Source organism: Microcystis sp. CS-574 (assembly GCF_028329095.1).
GTDB lineage: Bacteria > Cyanobacteriota > Cyanobacteriia > Cyanobacteriales > Microcystaceae > Microcystis > Microcystis ichthyoblabe_A.
In genome coordinates, this window is record NZ_JAQMSY010000220.1 from 1 (window position 1) to 24,176 (window position 24,176).

25 protein-coding genes, 1 tRNA gene and 1 pseudogene are annotated in these 24,176 nt (G+C 41.7%); 15 read left to right on the forward strand and 12 right to left on the reverse strand.

Annotation, left to right across the window (positions count from 1 at the left end):
• The 4 genes from PN470_RS17840 to PN470_RS17855 form a co-directional block, all read left to right on the forward strand.
• Positions 1 to 461, forward strand: a 461-nt coding sequence (locus PN470_RS17840; protein ID WP_272104891.1) for a tetratricopeptide repeat-containing protein, incomplete at its 5' end; no start/stop codon positions are given.
• A 494-nt stretch (positions 462 to 955) separates the two neighbouring features.
• Positions 956 to 1,177 carry a hypothetical protein gene (locus PN470_RS17845; protein ID WP_272104892.1) on the forward strand — a complete coding sequence of 74 codons (222 nt, stop codon included), beginning with the start codon at positions 956 to 958 and terminating at the stop codon, positions 1,175 to 1,177.
• Entirely contained in the window at positions 1,174 to 1,587 is a 414-nt protein-coding gene (locus tag PN470_RS17850) for a type II toxin-antitoxin system VapC family toxin (RefSeq protein ID WP_002780221.1), read from the forward strand. Before PN470_RS17845 ends, PN470_RS17850 begins: the two co-directional genes overlap by 4 nt.
• Positions 1,566 to 1,742 carry a tetratricopeptide repeat protein gene (locus PN470_RS17855; protein ID WP_002800118.1) on the forward strand — a complete coding sequence of 59 codons (177 nt, stop codon included), beginning with the start codon at positions 1,566 to 1,568 and terminating at the stop codon, positions 1,740 to 1,742. The genes PN470_RS17850 and PN470_RS17855 overlap by 22 nt, the downstream gene beginning before the upstream one ends.
• A gap of 177 nt (positions 1,743 to 1,919) precedes the next feature.
• On the opposite strand, the gene PN470_RS17860 is transcribed toward PN470_RS17855, so the two are convergent.
• Both PN470_RS17860 and PN470_RS17865 read right to left on the reverse strand, forming a co-directional pair.
• The gene (locus PN470_RS17860) at positions 1,920 to 2,963 is read right to left on the reverse strand and encodes a DUF1611 domain-containing protein (RefSeq protein ID WP_271935148.1); all 1,044 of its coding nucleotides are present in this window, start codon (positions 2,961 to 2,963) and stop codon (positions 1,920 to 1,922) included.
• Positions 2,956 to 4,008: a dipeptide epimerase gene (locus PN470_RS17865; protein ID WP_130757758.1), complete on the reverse strand. Its 1,053-nt coding sequence runs from the start codon at positions 4,006 to 4,008 to the stop codon at positions 2,956 to 2,958. The genes PN470_RS17860 and PN470_RS17865 overlap by 8 nt, the downstream gene beginning before the upstream one ends.
• A 207-nt stretch (positions 4,009 to 4,215) precedes the next feature.
• Between PN470_RS17865 and PN470_RS17870 the strand changes: the two genes are divergently transcribed.
• Positions 4,216 to 5,379: an LptF/LptG family permease gene (locus PN470_RS17870; RefSeq protein ID WP_004162378.1), complete on the forward strand. Its 1,164-nt coding sequence runs from the start codon at positions 4,216 to 4,218 to the stop codon at positions 5,377 to 5,379.
• A gap of 61 nt (positions 5,380 to 5,440) precedes the next feature.
• Complete coding sequence (locus PN470_RS17875) at positions 5,441 to 5,608, forward strand: hypothetical protein (protein ID WP_002736451.1); 168 nt, start codon at positions 5,441 to 5,443, stop codon at positions 5,606 to 5,608.
• A 496-nt stretch (positions 5,609 to 6,104) separates the two neighbouring features.
• Here the strand turns inward: PN470_RS17875 and PN470_RS17880 are convergent, their stop codons facing one another.
• Positions 6,105 to 6,845, reverse strand: coding sequence for a response regulator transcription factor (locus tag PN470_RS17880; protein WP_002736267.1), 741 nt, complete (start codon positions 6,843 to 6,845; stop codon positions 6,105 to 6,107).
• A 510-nt stretch (positions 6,846 to 7,355) separates the two neighbouring features.
• Here PN470_RS17880 and PN470_RS17885 point away from each other — a divergent pair.
• The 6 genes from PN470_RS17885 (at position 7,356) to PN470_RS17910 (ending at position 13,315) form a co-directional block, all read left to right on the forward strand.
• Positions 7,356 to 8,075, forward strand: coding sequence for a biliverdin-producing heme oxygenase (locus PN470_RS17885; RefSeq protein ID WP_002737675.1), 720 nt, complete (start codon positions 7,356 to 7,358; stop codon positions 8,073 to 8,075).
• Between the two features lie 399 nt (positions 8,076 to 8,474).
• Positions 8,475 to 8,723, forward strand: coding sequence for an acyl carrier protein (gene acpP, locus PN470_RS17890; protein ID WP_002735195.1), 249 nt, complete (start codon positions 8,475 to 8,477; stop codon positions 8,721 to 8,723).
• Between the two features lie 70 nt (positions 8,724 to 8,793).
• Complete coding sequence (gene fabF / locus PN470_RS17895) at positions 8,794 to 10,044, forward strand: beta-ketoacyl-ACP synthase II (protein ID WP_002754493.1); 1,251 nt, start codon at positions 8,794 to 8,796, stop codon at positions 10,042 to 10,044.
• An 82-nt stretch (positions 10,045 to 10,126) separates the two neighbouring features.
• The gene (tkt, locus tag PN470_RS17900; protein ID WP_271935154.1) at positions 10,127 to 12,133 is read left to right on the forward strand and encodes a transketolase; all 2,007 of its coding nucleotides are present in this window, start codon (positions 10,127 to 10,129) and stop codon (positions 12,131 to 12,133) included.
• Positions 12,134 to 12,246: 113 nt separating this feature from the next.
• A complete protein-coding gene (locus tag PN470_RS17905) occupies positions 12,247 to 12,507 on the forward strand; it encodes a helix-turn-helix domain-containing protein (protein WP_036386251.1) in 261 nt (86 codons plus the stop codon).
• Positions 12,485 to 13,315: a restriction endonuclease gene (locus tag PN470_RS17910; protein WP_103113142.1), complete on the forward strand. Its 831-nt coding sequence runs from the start codon at positions 12,485 to 12,487 to the stop codon at positions 13,313 to 13,315. The genes PN470_RS17905 and PN470_RS17910 overlap by 23 nt, the downstream gene beginning before the upstream one ends.
• Positions 13,316 to 13,324: 9 nt before the next feature.
• Here the strand turns inward: PN470_RS17910 and PN470_RS17915 are convergent, their stop codons facing one another.
• Positions 13,325 to 14,218 carry a DNA adenine methylase gene (locus PN470_RS17915; protein WP_002736931.1) on the reverse strand — a complete coding sequence of 298 codons (894 nt, stop codon included), beginning with the start codon at positions 14,216 to 14,218 and terminating at the stop codon, positions 13,325 to 13,327.
• Positions 14,219 to 14,396: 178 nt separating this feature from the next.
• Between PN470_RS17915 and PN470_RS17920 the strand changes: the two genes are divergently transcribed.
• From PN470_RS17920 to PN470_RS17930, 3 genes are read left to right on the forward strand one after another with little or no spacing between them, the layout of a single operon-like run.
• Positions 14,397 to 14,858: a hypothetical protein gene (locus PN470_RS17920; protein ID WP_238560423.1), complete on the forward strand. Its 462-nt coding sequence runs from the start codon at positions 14,397 to 14,399 to the stop codon at positions 14,856 to 14,858.
• Positions 14,855 to 17,593, forward strand: coding sequence for a KGGVGR-motif variant AAA ATPase (locus PN470_RS17925; RefSeq protein WP_271935160.1), 2,739 nt, complete (start codon positions 14,855 to 14,857; stop codon positions 17,591 to 17,593). Before PN470_RS17920 ends, PN470_RS17925 begins: the two co-directional genes overlap by 4 nt.
• 27 nt (positions 17,594 to 17,620) lie before the next feature.
• A complete protein-coding gene (locus PN470_RS17930) occupies positions 17,621 to 18,046 on the forward strand; it encodes a restriction endonuclease (RefSeq protein WP_271935161.1) in 426 nt (141 codons plus the stop codon).
• Positions 18,047 to 18,561: 515 nt separating this feature from the next.
• Here PN470_RS17930 and PN470_RS17935 read toward each other — a convergent pair.
• The 8 genes and pseudogenes from PN470_RS17935 to PN470_RS17970 form a co-directional block, all read right to left on the reverse strand.
• Positions 18,562 to 18,646: transfer RNA gene (locus PN470_RS17935), tRNA-Leu, on the reverse strand.
• A complete protein-coding gene (locus tag PN470_RS17940; RefSeq protein ID WP_271935162.1) occupies positions 18,625 to 19,512 on the reverse strand; it encodes a M48 family metallopeptidase in 888 nt (295 codons plus the stop codon). The genes PN470_RS17935 and PN470_RS17940 overlap by 22 nt, the downstream gene beginning before the upstream one ends.
• Positions 19,505 to 19,924: a tetratricopeptide repeat protein gene (locus PN470_RS17945; protein ID WP_002736380.1), complete on the reverse strand. Its 420-nt coding sequence runs from the start codon at positions 19,922 to 19,924 to the stop codon at positions 19,505 to 19,507. Before PN470_RS17945 ends, PN470_RS17940 begins: the two co-directional genes overlap by 8 nt.
• Positions 19,925 to 20,043: 119 nt before the next feature.
• Positions 20,044 to 20,781: a sulfite exporter TauE/SafE family protein gene (locus tag PN470_RS17950; protein WP_002735178.1), complete on the reverse strand. Its 738-nt coding sequence runs from the start codon at positions 20,779 to 20,781 to the stop codon at positions 20,044 to 20,046.
• 31 nt (positions 20,782 to 20,812) lie between these two features.
• Positions 20,813 to 21,580 carry a proteasome-type protease gene (locus PN470_RS17955; protein WP_002754509.1) on the reverse strand — a complete coding sequence of 256 codons (768 nt, stop codon included), beginning with the start codon at positions 21,578 to 21,580 and terminating at the stop codon, positions 20,813 to 20,815.
• 219 nt (positions 21,581 to 21,799) lie between these two features.
• The gene (gene fabG / locus PN470_RS17960) at positions 21,800 to 22,576 is read right to left on the reverse strand and encodes a 3-oxoacyl-[acyl-carrier-protein] reductase (protein WP_002775997.1); all 777 of its coding nucleotides are present in this window, start codon (positions 22,574 to 22,576) and stop codon (positions 21,800 to 21,802) included.
• 141 nt (positions 22,577 to 22,717) lie between these two features.
• Positions 22,718 to 23,617: a lysophospholipid acyltransferase family protein gene (locus tag PN470_RS17965; protein ID WP_069475256.1), complete on the reverse strand. Its 900-nt coding sequence runs from the start codon at positions 23,615 to 23,617 to the stop codon at positions 22,718 to 22,720.
• 247 nt (positions 23,618 to 23,864) lie between these two features.
• Positions 23,865 to 24,032: pseudogene (locus PN470_RS17970) on the reverse strand (DUF29 family protein); the annotation flags it as partial.
• Positions 24,033 to 24,176 lie beyond the last annotated feature (144 nt).

A 24,176-nucleotide genomic window follows, 5' to 3' on the forward strand; every position in this document is an offset into this window, starting at 1 on the left:
AATCCCAAGGCAGGTACACAGAAGCGGAACCTCTCTATCTAGAAGCATTAGATTTGACAAAACGACTCTTAGGAGACAATCATCCCTATGTGGCAAGTTCCCTCAACAATTTAGCAGCATTGTACGATTCCCAAGGCAGGTACAAAGAAGCGGAACCTCTCCTTCTAGAAGCATTAGATTTGCATAAACGACTCTTAGGAGACAATCATCCCTATGTGGCAACTTCCCTCAACAATTTAGCAGCATTGTACCGTTCCCAAGGCAGGTACACAGAAGCGGAACCTCTCTATCTAGAAGCGATTAATATTTTCAGGGAAAGATTAGGGGAAAATCATCCCCATACCCAAACCGTTTATCGGAATTATCTGAGGATGTTATCCCAATTACCCGAAGCAGAATTAAGACAACGGTTTCCCGATGAGGTGGTGGAGATGTTGAAACCAAAACCCCCTCATCCCTGAAAATAGTCTTAACTGTGATTTATGGGATTATGGGATAGACTATAATTGATCATTGATAACGACTTGCCAAATACAACACAATCATAGCATTCACTCAATCATTCAAATCACAGCTTAGACTTATTATAGGAATCTTCCAGACTCTGTGCGATAAGCTTAACTTGCATAGAATCCATCTTTGTGTCCTTTGTGCCTTTGTGGTTCCTTCCATTCCCTCGCCAGCAGGACTGTATCTTAGAATACATTTTACCCACCAAATCCAAGAGAGCCTTGAATGAACCAATCATAGTTAAGAGCGTTGGAAAACAGGGTCTGTAGGCGCACGGATTTTCCATTATGAATATAGTATCCTGTCAAGTCGCCTTTGTCAAGAGAAAATTTAACAACATCCAGATTTAGTCGTAACCCATCACCTATCATTGACTATGATTGAATTAACCACTGATAACTGCTCACTGATAACTGATAAGTGATAACTGATAACTGATAAAGCTATGACACTCAAAGAACAACTTATTAAAGAAATTGAAACAACTCCCATTTCTCTGCTGCCGGAAATCCTGCATTTTGTCCAATCTATAAAAACAAAACATCCAGACATTGACTTTATGGAATTTGCTGGTATGGCAGCAGATATAGAAAATACTATGCAAGAGATTGTCGAAGAAGCAGAAGCTAATCGTCAACTTGATTTAAAACAGATAAATGACTTATGAAACAAGCATTACTTGATACCAATATCCTCTCTTATTTTTTACGAGGCAATCCCGCAGTAATTGAACAATTCCGCATCTATCGACAACACTATACTTATATATCGTTTTCAATCTTTACCTATTACGAGATTAAAAGTGGTTTATTGTATAAAGATGCACGAAATCAACAACAACAATTTGAACGTCTTGTAGAAGTCAGTGAAGTAATTGGTTATGATCGTGAAATTAGTGATATAGCTACTCAAATATACGTTAATCTTAGAATAAAAGGACAACTAATTACCCCGATTGATTTGTTTATTGCTGCGACTGCTATTTATTGCGATTATACTCTGATTACAGCTAACATTAAGCATTTTCAAAATATTCCCAATCTTAGTTATGAAAATTGGTATCTCTCAATAATTTAGGACTATTGTACCATTCCCAAGACAGCTACACAGAAGCGGAACCTCTCCATCTAGAAGCGATTAATATTTTCAGAGAAGGATTAGGGGAAAATCATCCCCATACTCAAACGATTATGGAGAATATAAAACTATGTTGTCCCAACTCTGGCAAGTAGAATTAAGATAGAGTTTGAATGCTTTGGAAAAGAGGGTCTGTAGGCGCACGGATTTTCCATTATGAATATAGTATCATGTCAAGTCGCCTTTGTCAAGAGAAAATTTAACAACATCCAGATTTAGTCGTAACGCATCACCTATCATTGACTATGATTGAATTAATCACTGCTCACTGATCACTGATCACTGATCACTGATAATAACCCTTGAGCGCCAAAACGGACAACATCGGTACAAAATAACCCCGTTTCCTCCTGCACAGTTTCTATAGCTTTAACTGCCGCCTCCGGACTAAGATGAAAAGTATTTAAACTAATCCCTTTTACCTTCACCTCCCCGAAACTTCCCCCGGCGCTGGCAGTCATTTCGTAGAGTTTAATCACTTCTGTTAGGGGAGGGATGAGAATATCGGGTAAATCATTGATATGAATTTGTCCGGCACGATGGACGAGAATTAACCCCGTCGGTTGACTGCCACGCATTAAAGGCAAGGTAGCGGTTGATCCGGGGTGTAAAAGGGAACCTTGACCCTCAATAAACAAAATATCGTTATTTTCCGCCGATTCTAACACCAAAGCCTCGATCGCACCAGCAGCATAATCGACGCGCACCGCATCCAAGGGTACACCCTTCCCCGCGATCATAATTCCCCCCTGTCCAGTGGCTAAAAATTGCGATTTTAGCCCTTTTTCTTGGGCAAATCGGTGTAATTCGATGCTAGTGGACATTTTGCCCACACTCATATCCGTCCCTACCGTTAGAATACGCTGACAGGTTAAATTTTTCGCCCGCGCTTGCCCAATTTTTAAGTCTTGGGGTTCCAGACGGATATCCCAAATCCATTGATCCGGTTTAAGCTGAGAAAAAAGGGGTTTTAGGGGTGTATGGAGTCCATTAACGAGGGATAACCCTGTATTTACCGCCTCTTTGATTTCTTCTAGCCAATGGGGTGGTAAAATGCCTCCTGAGGGTGCGATGCCAATTAACAGGGTATCGGGATGATAGGTTAGAGCTTCCCTAACATTAGCAACAATCGGCAAGGGGCGATCGATTCCGGCCACTTCTTTTAAGGTACTGCCGGTGCTTTCTGCGTCAATAATCGCCACTACCTGCGCTTTCCCGTAACGCAGATAACTTAACCCAGTTTTGCCGCGAGTTCCTTTGATTCCTTCGTGGAGAAGAATCGCTACTTTCTTGTCAGGAGTCAAATAATTAGTCATCTTCTGTCCGTAAACTAACACCCAAACCGGGCAAATTATTTGGTTGTAAACGTCCCTTTTCCAAGCTTAAACCCGTAAAGGGATCATCGCGTAAATTTAAATGACTATCTAGGTCAAGATAGTTGACAAGCGGGCCAAGATGTGCTAGGGCAGTATTGGCTAAACTGCTATCAGAGTAACATCCGAACATAATTTGCAGTCGGCAAGCTTGGGCAATATGAATCATTCTTTGCACTTCGGCTAATCCACCGGCTTTCATTAGTTTAATATTAATGCCGTGGACTCGATCAGCCAGTTTCGGGATATCTTGACTAGAAAAACAGCTTTCATCGACGAAGATAGGTAGGGGCGATTTTTGGTATAAATCAATTAAATCTCGTTCTTGTCCCACGGATAGGGGTTGTTCCACATAAATAACGCCTTTTTCCTTTAACCATTGGCACATTTTCACCGCATCGCTAAATCTCCAACCACCATTAGCATCGACAGTTAGGGGCAAATGGGGGACAATTTCTTTAATAGCCAGAATTATAGCTCGATCGGCTTCTATCCCGTCCGGTGAGCCTAATTTGACCTTTAATAAGCTAAAATCGCCGATTTCTAGCCAATCTAACACCCTCTTCCCCACATTTTCTGGAGAATTTAAACCGATAGTAACAGAAACCGGCGGAATTAAAGAGCGATCGAGTCCAAAAATTTGCCAGAGAGGTAAATTAGCTTTTTTGCCTAACCAGTCGTGCAGTGCCGTATCAATAGCGGCACGAGTAGCCGAAGATATCTGATTTTGCCATAAAATTTTTTCAATTTCTTGGCGTTGACAGGGGTGAAAAGATTGTAAAATAGGAGCGATCGAGTTTAATTCTTGCAGGATTTTATCGGGTTTTTTCTCCTCGCTGGTAATATTAAAAGGGGATGCCTCCCCCCACCCTTCGATATTTTCCTCGCTAATTTGCAGCCAGATATTAGTATTTTCGCTGGTAGTGCCGCGACTAATCGTTAAAGGTACTCGTTTATGAATAGTAAAAGTTTGCCAGTTTAGCAGCATAATTCACCTAGGGATGATCGGGGAATAGGAACAGAAAAATTATCTACACTTACCCAAATCCTTACTTCTGTCCACTCTCCCCGCAATCATACAACCTCCGGCGGTGTTTTTCGTCAAAGACAAAATATGATAGGCTAACCGAAGGGATAGGCAAGACGGCTGCGGGTTAGGAAATGGGATGAAAGAGGAGTGAGTTAACCAAAATCAATGATTAAGAAAAAGATTTCTTACTGGGTAAATGGAGGTATTGCCCTCATTGATCGCTATCTGATCAGCCAACTACTACCCCCATTTTTATTTAGTGTTGGTTTATTTGCCTCTTTGGGAGTAGCGATCGGTAATCTTTCCGATTTAGCTAATCAGGTAGTTGATGCTAATCTACCCCTTGTCTCGGCCCTAGAAATTCTCCTGTTAAAAGTGCCAGAATTTGTTACTTATTCCCTGCCAGTTTCTCTTTTACTGGCCACTTTAATCACCTACGGACGTTTAAGTAGTGATAGCGAAACCGTTGCCCTGCAAAGCTGTGGAGTCACTCTTTACCGTCTTTTTATACCCACTTTCTGCCTGAGTTTAATAGTTACAGTGGTGACATTTTTATTAAACGAATATGTGGTTCCCAATGCTAATTATCGAGCCACAGAAATTTTAGTACAGAAAATTAATAAAGAGGCAAGTTTCTGGAAAAACAAAGACTTTTATTATCCCGATTATGAAATAAAAACTCTAGAAAATGGTACGATTAATCGCAATTTAAGAAGTTTATTTTATGCCGAACAATTTGACGGCGAAAAAATGAAAACTGTCACCGTTATCCGTTGGCTAAAACAAGAATTAAATCAAATTATTATCGCCGATTCGGCCCGTTGGAATGCCGTCGATAACGTCTGGGACTTTTTTAACGGCATTATCTATGAATTAACCCCCCCTAATGCCTCCTATAGCCAAGTTATCCCCTTTAAAACCGAAAAAATCGCTTTATCTCGTTCTGCTTTCGATTTTGCTCGTCAAAGCCGCGATCCCTACGAGATGAACATACCACAGGCGATCGAATATGTGCAACTGCTCAAACTCAGTGGCGATGAGAAAAGAGTCAGGTTTTTTCAAGTGCGAATCCAGCAAAAAATCGCCTTTCCCTTTGTCTGTATCGTCTTTGCTACCATCGGCTGTGCCTTGGGTTCTCTACCGCAAAGAATCAGTCGGGGAACCAGTTTCGGTCTCAGTGTCGCCATTGTTTTCCTCTATTATCTTTTAAACTTCCTTGTCGGCAGCTTGGGACTAACCGCCACCCTCTCCCCCTTCCTAGCTGCCTGGCTGCCTAACTTTTTCGGTTTTGGTTTAGGTCTCTGGTTATTATGGCGACTTAACGGTTAGACTTTTTTGAAAATTTTCGTCAAGATAGGAGACGTAGAGTTATAGCAGACCCCTTAGATCTATGTTTCCCTTTTTCTTCAACACTTGTGGCAGCACTTCCCGCCAAGAATGTCAAGAGCGTAAATTAACATTCCTCAAATGGATGCGCGACGACCTCGAAACCCGTCTAGCGGGATTAAATGCCGCTATCGAAACTATCGAGCGTCAAATCGGTCGGGAAGGTCAATAAACCCTGAAAATAGGCGAGTTTTCCCCTCGCCTTCTCCCCACAATTGGCTAAAAGAGATAATAGGAGTCTATCGTTATTGTAATCGGCACTCGGCCTGCATGGGTTACGCTACCGCTAACCTATCCTACAAATAATTGCGTCTCCCTACTTATTGGCACTCAATAGCATAATTCTTTGAGCGACTTTTTCAGCAAACCCCATATACAAAGTCAGCATTCATGAGGGGAACCCTAAGGCGAAGTAATTCTCCCGTTTAAAAGCGCCGTCCCATGGCTAAAAGCGAGAGACTTCTGCTGATACTAAATTCAACCAGTAATTACTCCCGCCATTGTCCTGACTTGCTAGGGGTGTTTTCCCCTGGTTATAGTCAGGGCCAAAAAGAGGCCTCAGCCATAGCCATCAAAACCGAACCGCCGGTCAAACCTTCTCAATCTGAAGAGGAGGAGGAGCGAGGAAACAATAGTCCCTATTGCCTATTTAGACAATCGCTCCCCGTTTAAACTGTTGCCGCCGATGAATCAAGCACCACCTGTTCATTGGTGGGTAACTCCAGACAATAACCCGCACCGTAAACGGTTTTAATATAGCGAGGGTGGCGGGGATCGGGTTCTAGTTTCGTTCTCAGATGGCGAATGTGAACGCGAATAGTCTCGATATCATCATCGGGATCGTATCCCCAGACTTCCTTGAGAATATCACTGGGGGAAACGGTCTGACCGTGACGCTGGAGAAGACAGTGGAGTAACTCGAATTCTAGATGGGTTAACTTGACCACACCTTCAAACCAGACCGCCTCAAAACGTTCGGGAACCAGGGTTAAAGGCCCAAAACTGAGTATTTCTGAGTGTTTAGCGGCTTGGGGAATGCGATCGGTGCGTCTCAGGAGAGCGCGTACCCTAGCTAACATTTCCTCCACCTCGAAAGGTTTGGTCAGGTAATCATCGGCACCGGCGTTAAAACCTTCCACTTTATCTTGGGTTTGTCCTAAGGCTGTCAGCATCAAAATCGGGATGTCTGACGTGCGTTCATCTCGTCGCAAACGCTGACAGACAGTAAAACCATCGACTTTGGGCAACATTAAATCCAGCATGATTAAATCGGGTTGTAACTGGACGGCCAAGGCCTGGCCTTTAATCCCGTCCTCTGCGGGGTTAACGTCATAACCCGCCATCTCCAAGTTGATGGAGACTAATTCCGCGATCGCAGGATCATCATCGATTACAAGTATTCGGGGCATTACCAGAGTGTTATGACTAAGGGTTTGGGTAGGGGGTTGCTAAATGTGTTCTCGCTGACATCGCAACTAGGGCTTTGTCTCTCAAGGGCTTGAGTTTAGCACAACATAAAGAATCCTGTACTGATTATAAGCATGATTGCTAAATTCGGTTTTAATTTGTGAAATTTTGCTGATCTAAGTCTCCTGAATGTTAAGAATTAATAAGAAGTGTGAAGAATGTTGCTCGATAATCGATATTAGTGCTATGTCCTAGCCTCTCTCTCCCCAAGATGACCTAGGCAGCAGTTTTTCACTAATCTTTACAATTTCGCCATCTGGCTCAATACCAGTTTCAACCGACGGTTAAGTCCTGCTAGAGCTAACTTTTCCCCCTAAGCTCCCCCGGCGGCACTGTAAAAATTCTTAATAAAATTAGCGATCGATTCAGTTTAATCTACCAAAATAGGCGGTTTTAGTAAGCATCTGTAACGAACCCGATCCATTCTACTCATCCCAACAGGTGATCATAATATGAGCGTTAATTTATCAACTCAACTGCGAGAAGGCACGAAAAAATCTCACACCATGGCAGAAAACGTCGGTTTTGTCAAGTGTTTTCTCAAAGGTGTGGTGGAAAAAACTTCCTATCGCAAACTGGTGGCTAACCTCTACTTCGTCTATTCGGCCATGGAAGAGGAGATGGAAAAACTTCGTAGTCATCCCGTCGTTTCTAAAATCTGTTTTCCTGAACTCAATCGCAAAAATGCGCTAGAACAGGATTTATATTTTTATTATGGTCCAAATTGGCGCAACGAGATCGCTTTATCTCCCGCAGGTCAGGCCTACGTTGACCGGATTCGGGAAATCGCCACAACAGAACCCGAATTATTAGTCGCTCATTCCTATACCCGTTATCTCGGCGATCTGTCCGGGGGGCAAATCTTGAAAAAAATCGCCGAAAAAGCGATGAATCTGGAAACTGGTGGCACAGCTTTCTATGATTTCAAAGATATTACCGACGAAAAAGCCTATAAAAACCACTATCGTCAAACCCTCGACGAGTTACCAGTAGATCAAGCCATGGCCGATCGCATTGTCACCGAAGCTAACGCCGCTTTTGGCATGAACATGAAAATGTTCCAAGAGTTGGAAGGTAATCTAATCAAAGCGATCGGAATTATGCTCTTTAATACTCTCACCCGTCGTCGCAGCACCGGCAGCACCGAAACTGGATTGGCTACCGCCGAATAGTAGTCAAGAAAACCTAAAAAAACGGAAATTCTAGAATTAGGGTAATGGTCAGCCATGATTATTATCTTAATTTCAGAGTTATCCGTTATATTTTTGCTTTTTATTCGGTTGTCAGGAGTCAGTAGTCAGTAGTCAGGAGACAGGAGATTATTTTTATTTATTCTCCCCACACCCTACACCCCACACCCTACACCCCACACCCTACACCCCACACCCTACACCCCACTTCCCCGATGATCGCAAAAAAACTTCATCAAGAGGGGAACAACTTCCAGTAAGATGAAAAATGGTCAGTGAAAAAGCTAACCGAAATTTATTGCTGGAAATGGTAACACCGCCCCATTTCCCCAGACCCTAGGGGCTAGAGTCTGGTAAACCAGCGGATAAAAATTGACATCCATGAGTAAAGCAGACATTTTCGATCGAGTTAAAAAAGTTGTTGTGGAACAATTAGAAGTAGAGGATCCGGGTACAGTTACCCCCCAAGCAAGCTTTGCTGATGATCTGAAAGCGGATTCCCTTGATGTGGTCGAGTTAGTGATGGCTTTAGAGGAAGAATTTGATATTGAAATTCCCGACGAAGATGCCGAACAAATTGACACTGTGGGCAAAGCTGCCGATTATATTGGCCGGAGAGCAACCGCCTAATTATTGCGGGAGAATTGACAATTTAGGATTAAATATCTGGGGCAAAATCTGCCCTTATTTTTGAACAAACATGACAGAATTGCCATTAAAAAGGGTTGTCATCACGGGGATGGGTGCGATCACTCCCCTCGGCAATAATCTAGCAGACTATTGGACAGGCTTAATCAACGGCAAAAGTGGCATTGGTTTAATTACCCACTTTGATGCCTCCCGTCACGCTTGTCGCATTGCTGGGGAAGTGCGGGGTTTTGACCCCCACGAATATGTGGATCGCAAAGAGGCAAAGCGCATGGACCGTTTCGCTCAATTTGCCGTCGCCGCTAGTTTGCAAGCGCTGCAAGATTCGCGATTAGTTATCGACGCTCTCAATGCCGATGATATAGGTGTACTAATCGGTACGGGCGTAGGTGGGATAAAAGTGCTGGAGGATCAACAGGAAATTTACTTGACAAAAGGTCCGGGCCGGTGTAGTCCTTTCATGATCCCGATGATGATTGCCAATATGGCCGCCGGTTTAACCGCTATCCATACGGGAGCCAAGGGACCGAGTAACTGTACCGTGACCGCTTGTGCTGCTGGTTCCAATGCCATCGGGGATGCTTTTCGTCTAGTACAAAGGGGTTCGGCCAAAGCGATGATCTGCGGTGGGACGGAAGCCGCCGTTACCCCCCTAGGATTGGCTGGTTTTGCCTCCGCTAAGGCCCTGTCCACCCGCAACGATGACCCCACCCGGGCCAGTCGTCCCTTTGACAAGGATCGGGATGGTTTTGTCATGGGGGAAGGGGCAGGAATCCTGATTATAGAGGAATTAGAAACGGCCTTAGCCCGTGGGGCGCGTATTTACGCCGAAATGATCGGTTATGGTCTGACTTGCGATGCCTATCACATGACGGCACCGGTTCCCGACGGTCGTGGGGCCACCAGAGCGATCGAATTAGCGATCAAAGATGCCGGTTTGACTCCGGCGGAAATTAGCTATATCAACGCCCACGGCACCAGTACAGGGGCCAATGATCCCACGGAAACCAAGGCGATTAAAAAAGCTTTAGGAGAATCGGCCTACCAAATCCCCGTCAGTTCCACCAAATCGATGACAGGCCACCTTTTAGGCGGTTCTGGCGGCATTGAAGCCGTGGCCACGGTCATGGCGATCGCTAATGATCGGATTCCCCCGACTCTCAACCTGGACAATCCTGACCCCGATTGCGATCTTGATTATGTCCCCTACGAAAGTCGTCAGCAGATAGTTAACGCTGCCCTCTCCAACTCCTTTGGATTTGGTGGCCATAACGTCACCCTAGCTTTTAGAAAATATGCTTGAGTCGATGCCCCTGAAAGAGTAATCTGTGAGTGGCTCCCTCTTTAACCTGGTCTTATTTTTGTAGTTCATTCTAAAAAACATTATGGTTGTAGTCTCCCAATCCCTCGAAGAACTTTGTATTAATGCGGTACGTTTTTTAGCGGTGGATGCCGTAGAAAAAGCTAAATCGGGACACCCCGGACTGCCCATGGGAGCCGCTCCCATGGCCTTTGTCCTCTGGGATCAATTCCTGCGTTTTAACCCGAAAAACCCCCAATGGGTCAATCGCGATCGTTTTGTTCTCTCCGCCGGTCACGGTTGTATGCTGCAGTACGCTTTGATGTACCTGACGGGATACGATAGCGTTCCCCTAGAGGAAATTAAACAATTCCGGCAGTGGAAATCGAAAACCCCCGGCCACCCCGAAAATTTCGTCACGGAAGGGGTAGAAGTGACCACCGGTCCCCTGGGTCAAGGGATTGCCAATGGTGTGGGTTTGGCCTTAGCAGAAGCCCATTTAGCAGCCCGTTTCAATAAACCGGATGCCAAAATTATCGACCATTACACCTATGTCATTTTGGGTGATGGTTGCAATATGGAGGGAATTTCCGGGGAAGCTTGTTCTTTAGCCGGTCACTGGGGTTTAGGCAAGTTAATCGCTCTCTATGATGATAACCATATCTCGATCGATGGTTCCACCGATATCGCTTTTACCGAAGACGTGAGCAAGCGTTTTGAAGCCTACGGTTGGCACGTTCAGCACGTCGAGAATGGTAACACCGATTTAGATGCCATTGCTAATGCGATCGCGGCTGCCAAAGCTGTCACCGATAAACCCTCGATGATTAAAATCACCACCACCATCGGTTATGGTTCCCCCAATAAGTCTAATACCGCCGATGTTCACGGGGCAGCTTTGGGAGCAACAGAAATCGAGTTAACCCGGAAAGCCTTAGGTTGGGAATACGAGCCGTTTGTGGTTCCCGATGAGGTGTTAAATCGTTTCCGGCAAGCAGTGGACAAGGGAGCGACGGCAGAAACGGACTGGAATAAGTTATTTAACGAATATCAGGCCAAATATCCCGCAGAAGCGGCTTTATTTGAACAGTTAACCACCGGTCAACTGCCGGAAGGTTGGGAGCAAGCTTTACCGGTTTATAAACCCGAAGATAAGGCGCTTGCTAGTCGTAAACACTCGGAAATCTGCTTAAATGCCCTTGCGGGGGTTTTACCCGGTTTAATCGGCGGTTCAGCGGATTTAACCCACTCTAACTACACCGAATTAGAGCATTTTGGTAATTTCCAAAAAGGCAGTTATCAGGAGCGTAACGTCCATTTTGGTGTGCGGGAACACGCGATGGGGGCGATTTGTAACGGGATTGCTCTCCATAACACGGGATTGATTCCCTACGGGGCGACTTTCCTGATTTTCACCGACTATATGCGGAATTCTATCCGTTTATCGGCATTGTCAGAAACCCGCGTCATCTGGGTAATGACTCACGATTCCATTGCCTTAGGGGAAGATGGACCGACTCACCAACCCGTGGAACACGTTGCTTCTCTGCGCGCTATTCCTAACCTGTTAGTCATGCGTCCGGGAGATGGTACGGAAACTTCCGGTGCTTATAAAGTAGCGGTGAGCGAAACTAAGCGCCCGACGTTACTAGCATTATCCCGTCAAAATCTGCCCAATTTAGCGGGAACTTCCCTTGCGGGTGTGGCTAAAGGTGCTTATATTATCACCGATTGTGAAGGTACTCCCGATGTCATTCTCATCGGTACGGGGGGCGAGTTGTATCTCTGCGATAAAGCGGCTGCGGTGTTGAAAGAAGCAGGAATTAAAGCTCGCGTCGTTTCTATGCCCTGTTGGGAGCTATTCGAGGAACAATCGGCAGAATACAAAGAATCGGTATTGCCGAAAGCAGTGAAAAAACGTCTCGCGGTGGAAGCGGGTTCAACTATGGGTTGGCATCGCTACATCACCGATGAGGGGGATGTGTTGGGGGTTGATACCTTCGGCGCTTCTGCTCCAGGAGGTGTGATTCTAGAGAAGTTTGGTTTTACCCTGGATAACGTGGTAGCGAAGGCAAAAGCGTTGTTAGGTTAATTACCTGAAATCTTAGCTGTAATGAGTCAGAAAAATCTGGCTCATTTTTTTGTTTTTCTATTGTGACTGTCAGTCAGTGGACTAGGGGTCACGTCAGGCAGTTTAATCGAAGCATGGCAAAGGACAATTTAGCTCAATTTGGCAGATGTTTACATAATGCTCGCATTCAAAAGGGTTTATCCCAAGAAAGGTTGGCCGAAGCGGCCAATTTGGATAGAACTTACATCAGTCTTCTTGAACGTGGTAAAAGGAATCCTTCTTTACTATGCTTGATTTCTTTATGTAGAGCATTAAACATAAGTCTTTCGGAGCTTTTTAACACTATGTCTATAAATTCCGATGTAAATACTGATGATGTCAGAAGATTTGATTAAATTGCTTGAGCAGTTTTTGCATGATAACGAGCTTGAATGGGAATGGTTTGAAAAAATAGAAAGTTTTTGTAAGAGTTATAGTTTGAATATCAAATATATTACAGAAGTTCTCAATGATCCAAAAGTTATTCCTATGATTCGTGGCAAGTTTTTTGAGTTCACTGTACAAGATGAACTGTCAAAAATACTCGCAAATAATTATTTAGTTACTAATCCTCGCTTAAATCCTCAAGCTGGTTCTCACGATATAGATGTAGCTATTATCAATCAAAAAAACGCCAAAAAATACTCTGCTGAATGTAAGTTAGCCAAAAAAGGTAGTTTCCGTCTTCAGGGAGGTATCAGACCTTTTATTGAAGTCAAATGTATGAGATCAAGAACCTTAGGAGACAAAGCAGCAGAACAAAGGTATAAATTGATAGGAATACCTTCAACAAGCCTAAATATTCACAAAGATCAATATATTGAAACAGATTTTGATTTAGTGATTACATCTCTTGCCAATGCTTTTTTTCAGACCAATTTAGAAACGGGACTATTTGTTTGGAAGCCCACACCAAAAGAGCAAATATTTTTAAGCAAAATTAATATTAATAATCAAGAAGAAGCCCTTTTAAAAATGTACGTTGCCAGAAGTAAAGATTTAACAGCAAATCAAACCAATAATATCAATTGTTCTCGCCAGAAATGCCACGATAACAACTGTAATTTCATCCCTAATTATCCCAAAATTTTCTTTGATGTTAATACGGCTGAACCTCTACAACCATGGCTACCGATAGAAAAAATAGAGGATTTACTTGATTAAAATTAGGAATCAAGATACATCGAATAAACTTAATTGTAGAGGTGTAAATCTTGCAGGTTTCTGAAGATCATAATTAGCAATAAATACCTCCTTGCCCTTGCGTCTTTCACTCTGATAACCATGTTCTAATTTTAAACCATTTTTTTGATCATCAGTTCGATTAATAGTGTAATTCCATTCATTATCTTGTAAAGAAATACACCAATCATACATTTCTCTAATTTCGGAGCAATTATCATAAGTCAAAAGAAATTTAAATCGATGTTGATGTTTTTTCAACGTCTTACATAACCTTTCATGATCTTCTAGACTGAAGAAGCAGGAATAGAATTTATTTTGATCTGCTTGAAAGTAAGGAGGATCGACAAATAAAAAGTAATCATCGGGTAATTGATTGATTAAATCTTCAAAATCTAAACAAGATAAATTGACATTTTGCAGTTTTTCCGAAGTGGTTTTTAGGTGAGAAGGCCAGTTTTCAGGACGCATAGAATACTTATCACCATAGCCCCAATAACAATTTTCAAGTTTCATAATTCCTGAGTAGGAAGTTCTATTTAGATAATACCAACGCATGGCTCTTTCTAGGTCATTGGCTGGTTGAAATTCATTTTTATAATAATTGTGTAATTCTTTGGTAGCGTTTAGATCTTTTAATAATTCAATTAGACTATCAAGATGATCTTTGATATGTCGATAACAGTTCATTAATTCCTCATCTTTGTCATTGAGAATATTCTCTGCTACACTTTCCTTAGCAAAGAATATAGATGCTCCCCCCGCAAAGGGTTCACAATACTTATGGTGACTAGGAAGACAAGCTAAGATTAGCTTACGGGCATAAAATTTACCGCCAGGATAACGAAAAGGAGAATTACTAAGTTTTTTAGCGATTTTGGACATTACCTTTGATTTTAGAGGCTTTTCTTTGAGATTATTTTAACAAAATTACGATATTTTATCTAGGAATGTCAGAGAAGTTCGGTTTTACCGTGGATAACGTGGTAGCGAAGGCAAAAGCGTTGTTAGGTTAATTAAAACTTTGGTTTTGTGGAAAAAGCCCGCGCCAGCGGGTTTTTTTGTGCTAGGATCTAACCCTATCGTGCAAAGGGTTGACTGGGTGATTCCTTTTACAGACAGAGAACTACAAAAAGCATGGAGAGAAAATCAACGAGCGGCAAAGGTCGAAACCAGAACTAACGCTCATCGTTTATTGCTATTTTACTCGGTTGAATGTGGTCTCAAAGCGGTTTTACTGAAAAGACAAAGTAAAGATTGCACCGATTCTTGTCGAGAATTACTTGAAGTGCGGCATGATATAAATAAGTTACTAGACAAACTAGCTGCGGGAGAAAAACTAAAACTTCCCTCACAATTAAGTATGAAACCTTTAAAAAATAATCAAGAGAGAGAGCTTTCTTCCGGTGAAATTAATCAAATGTGGCGATATGGGGGATGCTGTGAAAATATCAAGGATGGTGAATTAGAAAAAAAATTGTTAGATATATTACGTTGGATTGAACAGGAGTTGCAGGGACTATGAGAAGACGGACATTACTAACTTGGTTTGATATTAAAAGAAAAATTGCTCGCGAAACCGCTAACGGAAATGACTTACCTGATGGTATTGTTAAAATTAGTTGTTTTAGTAGTGCTTTAGAGATTGGTATTCAAAATCAAGATGATCAACCAAAAGCTAACTCAATATTAAAAGAATGGTTCGGAGATTGGTATCAAGAATCAGAACAAATTATTCAGCTAGATATTGATAATGCTTCTATTCCTGTAGAATTTATTTTAATAGATAATAGTTCTTATTTTTCTCCATCGATTCGACCTTTTTGGCAGGAAGTCGCTTATTTAAAAGCAAATACAGATGCAGAGCAATCGGATAATTTTTTAGCCAATGCTTATCGAGATAAGCCAGAAATTATTGCTTTTTATTCTTTTAAAGGTGGTGTGGGAAGAACCCTACATTTAGCCGCTTATATTCTTGCTCTCTTAGCAAGAGCAAAAGAGATAAATAAACCAATTAAAATTTTAGTTATTGACTCAGATTTAGAGGCTCCGGGGTTAACCTATTGGCAAAGGTATGAAAGTCAAGAGGCAACCGTATCTTTGAGCAATTTTTTAGAAGTTTATCAATATCCCAAGCCATCTCTAGAGGTGGCACTCTCTTGGGTAACTCAAGAAATTAAGAAAACTGCCAAACAGCAAAATAAATCAACTTTATATTTTTTACCCGCTTTTATTGAAGAAGAAGAACTCTTAGATACTCCTATACTGCCAGAAAATTTAGCCAGAAATCCGTCGGGTGCTTGGGAGGTAGGGGATGCAATTCATCAATTAGGGCAAAAATTAGCAGTAGATTATATATTTATTGATTTAAGAGCAGGATTAAGTGAAATTTCTAGCCCAATTTTATTTGACTCTAGAATCCAAAGATTTGTAGTAACAACAGTTAATGAGCAATCTTGGCGAGGTGTCAGGATGGTTTTAGAAAAAATTGGCTTACTAGCTCCCAGTGACTCAAAAGTAAAGGATGATAATTATTATGATCCTTCGATAATTATTAGTTTTTTAACTCCAGAAGTTAGAAATTTATCAGCATTTGAGAATATTTTAGAGCAATTACAGTCGGCTTATGTTCAACCCAAAAATGAGATTTTATATATTGCTAGACTGGATATTAAAGAAACTGATTTCGCCCAAGAGTTACTATATGTTAAGAATTGGGAAGAAGCTCAAAACAAATTAAGTTCAACTTCCTTGATGGAACTGGCAAGACAATGGGCAGAAGATAAATTATCTAATAATAGCATTGCATCAGCCACACCTTCAGATAACTCCTTAGATGATGTGAAAAAACTCAGGGATACTTGCAATAAATATATTTATGCAGAAAAGGGACAAGGGGAAGATTTGCTCATTACCGAGCCATTGAAAAATCTCGCTCGTAATTTTCAAGATAAACTACCTAATGTTATCTCAATTGGTGCTAAAGGTGCAGGAAAAACCTTTAATTATATTCAGCTATCTCGCCTACAGTCTTGGGAAAATTTTTTAAATAAAGTTGATCCTCAAAATCAAGAAAATTCCGGAGAAAATCTGGGTTTAATATTTCCTTTACTGCAATCACAAAATTTAGATTATCATGCCAAAAATATTCTTGAGCAAGCACGGCAAAATGTTAATAATGTTCTTAATAATGATTATCAGTTGTCCTCCTCGGATTTAAAAGACAGAATCACGCAGTCGCTATCAAATCAGGATTGGAATGAGGTTGATTGGACAAATTTTTGGATCAAAGAAATTTCGAGAGTTTTAGGTTATAATCCTGAAAATTGTCAATTACATAAACTGCATGAATACCTTCAACAAAAAAACTCGAAGATTATATTTTTATTTGATGGATTAGAAGATGCTTTTCCTAATGTTGCCAATGATAACCGTGAACGAAAAGCCTTGAAAGCCTTGATCGATAATTTACCGAATAAATTATCAGAAATTCGGCAATCTAATCTCGGATTGATTGTCTTTCTGCGTCGAGATTTCTTGAGATATACAATCACACAAAACTCGCAACAATTTGAAAACTTATATCGTAATTATGATCTATCTTGGAATCTAGAATCGTTTCTTAAACTTTCCTATTGGCTCTGCATACAATCATCGGTTATTAATGCTAACTCTCAGGATTTAGTCGGCTGTTCAATTGAAGATTTAAAAGAAAAATTAGAATTACTTTGGGGCAAAAAATTAGGAGCAGATAATGCAAGGGAAGCTAAGTCAGACAATTGGATTTTTGCAGCTTTAACCGATTTTAATGGAAGACTGCAAGCGCGGGATATTGTGAGATTTTTGTACCATGCTGCTAATATTACTGTAGAAAAAAAAGAAGAAATACAATTTTCTAAATGGTCGAATACTAGACTGTTACCTCCCCAAGCGATTCGACGAGCGCTTGAACCCTGTAGTCGAGAAAAAGTTAGAGAGTCTGAGGAAGAATATCCTATATTTAAAAGCTGGGTAGAAGAAAGTTTACCTAAATATAGTGATAGAAAAATTCCTTTTTCTCTAGAACAGTTTAATCTGGATGGCACTCAAGTCAATGTTCTTGAGCAAATGGGAGTAATTTATGAGGACAAGGATAAAGAAGATGCAGTTCGTTATTATATGCCCGAAATATTCCGTGAAGGGTTAGGATTTTCTAGTCAAGGTGCGCGTCCTCGTGTTCTCGCTTTAAAGCGCAAAGTTTTGGGGAAATCAAATTTTTAATGGTTCGAGCTTTTTGGCAATGACTATATGATTGATTGTTATCAGCTTTTCACAACAGACGTAGCTATTATCAATCAAAAAAACGCCAAGAAATACTCTGCTGAATGTAAGTTAGCCAAAAAAGGTAGTTTCCGTCTTCAGGGATGTATCAGACCTTTTATTGAAGTCAAATGTATGAGATCAAGAACCTTAGGAGACAAAGCGGCAGAACAAAGGTCTAAATTGATAGGAATACCTTCAACAAGCCTCAATATTCACAAAGATCAATATATTGAAACAGATTTTGATTTAGTGATTACATCTCTTGCCAATGCTTTTTTTCAGACCAATTTAGAAACGGGACTATTTGTTTGGAACCCCACACCAAAAGAGCAAATATTTTTAAGCAAAATTAATATTAATAATCAAGAAGAAGCCCTTTTAAAATGTACGTTGTCAGGAGTAAAGATTTAACAGCAAATCAAACCAATAACATCAAGTGTTCTCGCCAGAAATGCCAGGATCACAACTGTAATTTCATCCCTAATTATCCCAAAATTTTATTTATTTTGTCTGATGGGATTATTTATTTTTACCAGTAATTTTGTCAACTCCTTTTTTATACTGCGTTCTGTCATCATTCCAGCCAGCATCCCGCCAAGCCCGCAAAAAGTTAAGACAGGGGCTGTAAATGGTAACATTCCTGCTAAGGCTATAGCTGCTCAAGCTCCACCAGCCAGCCCTACTCTTGCCCCAGCTTGATTATCCTTAAACAGTTTAGTCTTTTTTATGTTGTCGAAAGGTTTTGAGTATTCTGACATCGATTATTCTCCAAATCAGGATGCCGATATTACAACACAGCTTTCGGGAATTGTCTATATACTGATCATCATTCATGCCATCGCTAAAAGCGAGGGAAGAATGCTGACACTAGGTTAGAATTGCGGTAACGCACCATAAATTCTTATGCTTGGTTTTTGTCATTTTAATGGGCGGAGTCGGACTCGAACCGACATGAGGGGCTGCCTCGCCACATTTTGAGTGTGGTGCGTCTACCAATTTCGCCATTCGCCCTTGGCATTAGTTTTATCATTATAACCCATTTTTGGCCCCTTTAACAAATTGTGATAATCGGGGGAACTGGCCCAACGATCGATTTCTCGCGCACGCAGGACGGGGAGGGGATGGGTTAACTGTTGGGTTTGCAAACCCTTTAACATTTCGCCCATTTCCGAGGCGCTGACGGCATCGTAGGACTTGGCCTGATCGATAAAAGCCTCTAAATTTAATAAAGGTGCGAGACTGGGGGAACCTCCGGCTAACTTCATTAACACCGACATGACGATTTTTGGGTCTTGAACTGCCAATAAAGCGGATCGATCGCAACTAAACTCGGCGCAGCGCACCCATGCTAACATTCTCTCCTGTAGGGATCGTGCTAACATTGTCCCCCAATTGGGCAGCAATCCCGCCGCTAGGACTATAATATTGGCTAAAGTCAGATAAACGCCGTGTTCACATTTGAGATGACCTAATTCGTGGGCGATTACCGCTTGAATTTCTGCGGGAGTCAGCATTTCAATTAGGGAAGTGTGCATCACCATAAACGGTTTTTTGCCGCGCATGGCGAAGGTATAAGCGTTAGGAACGGGGTTTTGTTGAATGTATAATTGAGGTGGTTCTAAGTCGAGAACTCGGCAAGCTTCTAGGAGGAGATTATGCAGGTCGGGTAATTGTTTTTCCCCCACCAAAACACTAGCAGCAATATTATTTAGGTAAAAGAATTCCTCAGCGACGGAACCTAACAAACTTCTCACGGCTATATCTAAACCGGGCAACTGTTTAAGGGAGTTAGTCGCCTCTAGGTCGATGGGATGCCGAAAATCATTGGCTTTTAAGCCTAGTAATAACTGTTTTGATAATTCCATATTCTTATTCATTTAACCAAACTTTAACGCGTTCTAAACTTTTCCAATCGGGTTTTCTAGCTAAACCATCGGCGATATTTTCATCCACTTCTTGGCGAACTTCTTTGTTTAAACTAACTAATTGTTGCACCAGTTCGATATGTTCCCTAACTCCGGCGGTTTTGGTTTCTAACATAGCTAAAACCAAATTGATCCGGTTTTGGGGGGAAACTTTATCGAGTTTAACGGCTTTTTGGGCGGCTTTTAGGGCTAATTCCGGTTTATCGGTGAGCATATATAACCAAGCTAAACAGGACCAAACGGCGGCATTTTTAGGACTGCGATCGCTTAATTCTTTAAATTCTGGCAATAAACTGGCAGCGTTTTCTCCCTGTTGGTAGCGTTCTAAACCTTGTTCGAGGGTAAAATTGGCGATTTCTGTCATTTTCAGTTGCGGGGTTAATCAAGGAGCAAATCTAACGGTGATCGGCGTATTACACTGTTTTAGTACAATTTGCCTTTATTTAGTATTCTAGCAAAATTTGTCCCCTTGTCAGCAAAATTTTAAAAGACGATGCCGCGTTCTCGCCAGATCATCAATAGGCCACTCATCGAAACGAATAACATCACTGCTTGTTTAAATTGCTGGGGACTCATTTTTTCTAAAACTTTTTGTCCTAACCAATTGCCCGGCCAAGCTGCTAATCCTAACAGTAAACCGTAACCAAGAAAAGGCAGATGTAAAACTCCAAAGGCTGCGTAGGCGATTAATTTGGCCACATGAACTACTACCATATGAACGGATTTCGTTGCCACCATTGGTTCTTTAACTAGCCCATAGTTAATATAAAATAGGTTCATCATCGGGCCGGTACTACCGACTAATCCTGACAGGAAAGCGTAGATAAATCCCGAGGGCATAAAATACCAAGTTTTAATCTCAAAAAAAGGATTTTCTTGTTGGGGAAATAATTGTTTAAGCGAGGATAAAACCAGAAAAATTCCCAAAACTAGCGGCAACCATTTGAATTGTAAATGGGCAAACACAAAAGCGCCAAGGGTAGATCCCATAATTGCCCCGGGTAAATACCACACCGTCGAGGGCCAGTCAATGGCGCGCCAATACATTCCCATGCGTTGGACATTACCGATTAGCATCCCCGTGGTCAAAACCGGAGGAATGACGGCAGCATCGAGAAACCAACCTAAAACGGGGAGTAGAATCAGGGGGCTGCCCCCACCAGCAAGGGTACTAAAAAACCAAGCTAGACTACCTGCCAACATCAAGGTAACAATGATCATCGAGTTGTAAAGTTAATTCACAAAGAGTTACTTAATCTATTATGATATCTTCTTTGGGATCTTCATCAGTATAATGCCATTCCACATTCGGCATAGCCTCGAAAGCTTGCCGGACGTAATCCTCCCAGAGTTTCCGCATTTTGGCTAGGTAGGGATCTCCTAGGCGCAATTGTAACTTATGACGTAGGCTTAGGCTATTAGCTTCATACATACTCAAATAGATAGGCGGTCCGACGGAAATATTCGATTTCATGGTCGAATCGATGGAAAGTAAGGCACATTTTGCCATTTCCTCTAGGGGTGTATCATAGGTAATGGTGCGATCGAGAATCGGTTTACCGTATTTAGTTTCACCTATCTGTAAAAAAGGCGTTTCTTTGGTGGCTTGAATATGATTTCCTTGGGGATAAATCATGAATAATTGCGGTTCTTCTCCTTTAATTTGTCCCCCAAGAATAAACTTACATTTAAAATCAATATTATCTTTTTCTAGCCAAGTCCTTTCCCTAGCTTGTACTTGACGACTTTTATCACCGATATAGTGGGCGATATCGTAGAGATGAGTCAGAGAATGGAGATTTTTATCCTCTTGATTGTGCAGATCTCTTTTTAGTTCGTGAATCACGCCTTGGCTAATCGATAAATTCCCCGATGTACAGACCATAATTACTCTTTCTCCCGATACCGAAAAGTCAAATAATTTCCGATAGGCCGAGATATAATCGACTCCCGCATTCGTGCGAGAATCCGCCCCCATAACAATGCCAAAACGATTGATAATTCCTAAACAGTAAGTCATTTTCAGTTGTCAGTAATTAGTGAACAGTAATCAGTAATTAGTAAACAGTAAACAGTAATTAGTGAAGAGTGAAGAGTGAAGAGTGAAGAGTGAGCGGTGAATAATATCATTTAAAGCTTAAAACTTAAAACTTAAAACTTTAATCTGATAACTAATCACTGATAACTAATCACTGATAACTAATCACTGATAACTGATGACTGATAACTGATAACTGAATTAAGCCATAACCATACCACCATCGACGTTAAAGACTTGACCAGTGATATAAATAGCGGCGGGATCGGCGGCTAAAAAACGCACCATTCCGGCGACTTCTTCCGGTTTTCCGTAACGGGAGAGGGGGATATATTTGAGAATTTCATCTGCTTTGAGGTCATGAGTCATATCAGTTTCAATAAAGCCAGGGGCCACGGCATTAACAGTGATGCCTCGACTGGCAAATTCCTTGGCTAAAGTTTTCGTTAAACCGATAACACCGGCTTTAGCGGCGCTGTAATTAGATTGACCCGGATTACCCATCAAACCAGATACAGAAGTGATGTTAATTATGCGGCCGCTTTTCTGTTTTAACATCAATTTACCGACGGCGCGAGTGCAGAGAAAAACCCCGGTTAAATTGAGATCGATGACCGCTTGCCAGTCTTCTAATTTCATTCTTAACATTAGCGTATCCCGGGCAATACCGGCATTATTAACTAAGACATCAATATGACCGAATTTTTGCTTGGTACTATCTACTAAATTATCCACTTCTTCGCTTTTAGCCACATCTGCTTGTAGAGCTATTGCCTTTCCCCCGGCCGCGGTAATTTCTTCGACAACGGCATCGGCAGCACTGCTAGATTTAGCATAGTTCACCACTACAGTAGCACCCTGGCTGGCTAATTCCAAGGCGATCGCTTTACCGATCCCTCGCGAGGCCCCGGTTACTATGGCTACTTTGTCTTGTAAATGCTGGCATTCTGCGGGTAATAGTTTCATAATTTTCTGCATTCCCCAAATAATCGTCAAATCTCAAGAGAAAACTTTGTACTGATAACTTTGCTCAAAACACTTCATTATCTCACAAGCGGGTTAATCTGACCGCATCCATCCTCAATGGCGATCGCTCTGTCCCCACTTTCCTGTATAGTATCAGGGGGAATTGGCCGCCACTAATTGATCGAGTTGTTGCTGCATCAAATAACAGACTTTCTCATAACATTCGCGTACATAACGGCGGTCCCGGGCCGCTTTTTTGCCGTAACGTTCAAAAATAATTGGGGGACAAACCCGCGTCTGTATCGCTACGGGTAAGGGAATATTCGGCAAGGGACCGATAGCTAGTCCCCAGGGTAAACCGAAATAGATGGGACAGGTCCCGGGGTCAATACCGAAAGGCCAAGGCATACCCTTTTCATGTAATTCTTTTAATTGAGGATAAATATCGTCGAGGACAAACAGAGTCGAGTGAGCGCCGTGGGAAATGGCGGGAATAATCGGCACTTCGTACTGTAAAGCTAGTTTAACAAAAGCTTGATTACCGGCAAAATGAATTTTATTTCTTAAACTGTGGGGACGGAAAACATCCGTAGCACCTCCTGGATAAATTAGGACACTAGCGCCACTATCCAAGGCAGCGATCGCCATTTTCGGATGAGCATGAATAGCTCCCATTTGGGCCACTAGATGCGCTTGGGATGGAAAAAATCGCCAGACTCGCGAATCCATCAAACCATAGACTAAGCGATCGCGGCCAAAGCGTTGAAACCAATCATACATCATCATAAACATATCGGGAGCCGCTAAACCGCCGTTATGGGAGCCGATGAATAATACTTGTCCTGAGGGGGGAATATTTTCCCAACCATCGGTTTCGACGCGAAAATAATGGTGATAAAACCAATCCAGAAGGGGGACAAATTTTTCGATCACTTGCGGATCGCGATCCTCTAATGACCAACCGGTGAGGGTATCAACAGGGGCCTTGGCTGCTTGTAGGGATAATTCGGCAAAAGTCGCCGTAGATGAGACAAAAGAACTAAAAATCTGCATTGATGCCCAGTTGATAATTTAAGCGCATCTTAATTATCGCAAATTTCGGTTAAAAAACCCATCGTTTGAGAACGGCTTTCCTTGATGATTCTATCATCTTTAATGTCTAATCGGCTCTTCTCGACTTTGTGTGATAATTTTTGCTTATGGAATCGTGAAATACTTATCGGGTAACACTTTTAGGACTATTTTGTCGAAGAGACTATCAGTATAGACCTCGTTTCCACACAGAAACCAGAAGAGCCGTCTAATCTTCACAGTTGAACCAATTTTTATCTAATAACTGTTCTAAACTGTAAGGGCATTCTGGAGGAAAATCGCCAGAAAAACCAGTTTTTTGTTGAACATAATCGAAAGCATCCTGATAGATTATCGGTAATTCCTCAGCTAAATAATTCTGTAAATTCGTCGTTAAACATGGCTCTTCCAAACTTGTCATGTAAAATTAAAGAAAAAACAGACAATTATTGCTGACCAATAAAACAATAATTTATCTTTAAAAGCTGACTATGCTTGCAATACAGCAATTTATTGGTTAAAATATAGACAGCCAAGACCA

What these genes read in the sequence shown, in the direction of transcription:
- PN470_RS17845 (WP_272104892.1), top strand. Translation starts at nt 956, where the DNA reads ATGACACTCAAAGAACAACTTATTAAAGAAATTGAAACAACTCCCATT.
- PN470_RS17850 (WP_002780221.1), top strand. Translation starts at nt 1,174, where the DNA reads ATGAAACAAGCATTACTTGATACCAATATCCTCTCTTATTTTTTACGA.
- PN470_RS17860 (WP_271935148.1), bottom strand. Translation starts at nt 2,963, where the DNA reads ATGACTAATTATTTGACTCCTGACAAGAAAGTAGCGATTCTTCTCCAC.
- PN470_RS17865 (WP_130757758.1), bottom strand. Translation starts at nt 4,008, where the DNA reads ATGCTGCTAAACTGGCAAACTTTTACTATTCATAAACGAGTACCTTTA.
- PN470_RS17870 (WP_004162378.1), top strand. Translation starts at nt 4,216, where the DNA reads ATGATTAAGAAAAAGATTTCTTACTGGGTAAATGGAGGTATTGCCCTC.
- PN470_RS17875 (WP_002736451.1), top strand. Translation starts at nt 5,441, where the DNA reads ATGTTTCCCTTTTTCTTCAACACTTGTGGCAGCACTTCCCGCCAAGAA.
- PN470_RS17880 (WP_002736267.1), bottom strand. Translation starts at nt 6,845, where the DNA reads ATGCCCCGAATACTTGTAATCGATGATGATCCTGCGATCGCGGAATTA.
- PN470_RS17885 (WP_002737675.1), top strand. Translation starts at nt 7,356, where the DNA reads ATGAGCGTTAATTTATCAACTCAACTGCGAGAAGGCACGAAAAAATCT.
- acpP (WP_002735195.1), top strand. Translation starts at nt 8,475, where the DNA reads ATGAGTAAAGCAGACATTTTCGATCGAGTTAAAAAAGTTGTTGTGGAA.
- fabF (WP_002754493.1), top strand. Translation starts at nt 8,794, where the DNA reads ATGACAGAATTGCCATTAAAAAGGGTTGTCATCACGGGGATGGGTGCG.
- tkt (WP_271935154.1), top strand. Translation starts at nt 10,127, where the DNA reads ATGGTTGTAGTCTCCCAATCCCTCGAAGAACTTTGTATTAATGCGGTA.
- PN470_RS17905 (WP_036386251.1), top strand. Translation starts at nt 12,247, where the DNA reads ATGGCAAAGGACAATTTAGCTCAATTTGGCAGATGTTTACATAATGCT.
- PN470_RS17910 (WP_103113142.1), top strand. Translation starts at nt 12,485, where the DNA reads ATGATGTCAGAAGATTTGATTAAATTGCTTGAGCAGTTTTTGCATGAT.
- PN470_RS17915 (WP_002736931.1), bottom strand. Translation starts at nt 14,218, where the DNA reads ATGTCCAAAATCGCTAAAAAACTTAGTAATTCTCCTTTTCGTTATCCT.
- PN470_RS17925 (WP_271935160.1), top strand. Translation starts at nt 14,855, where the DNA reads ATGAGAAGACGGACATTACTAACTTGGTTTGATATTAAAAGAAAAATT.
- PN470_RS17930 (WP_271935161.1), top strand. Translation starts at nt 17,621, where the DNA reads ATGATTGATTGTTATCAGCTTTTCACAACAGACGTAGCTATTATCAAT.
- PN470_RS17940 (WP_271935162.1), bottom strand. Translation starts at nt 19,512, where the DNA reads ATGAATAAGAATATGGAATTATCAAAACAGTTATTACTAGGCTTAAAA.
- PN470_RS17945 (WP_002736380.1), bottom strand. Translation starts at nt 19,924, where the DNA reads ATGACAGAAATCGCCAATTTTACCCTCGAACAAGGTTTAGAACGCTAC.
- PN470_RS17950 (WP_002735178.1), bottom strand. Translation starts at nt 20,781, where the DNA reads ATGATCATTGTTACCTTGATGTTGGCAGGTAGTCTAGCTTGGTTTTTT.
- PN470_RS17955 (WP_002754509.1), bottom strand. Translation starts at nt 21,580, where the DNA reads ATGACTTACTGTTTAGGAATTATCAATCGTTTTGGCATTGTTATGGGG.
- fabG (WP_002775997.1), bottom strand. Translation starts at nt 22,576, where the DNA reads ATGCAGAAAATTATGAAACTATTACCCGCAGAATGCCAGCATTTACAA.
- PN470_RS17965 (WP_069475256.1), bottom strand. Translation starts at nt 23,617, where the DNA reads ATGCAGATTTTTAGTTCTTTTGTCTCATCTACGGCGACTTTTGCCGAA.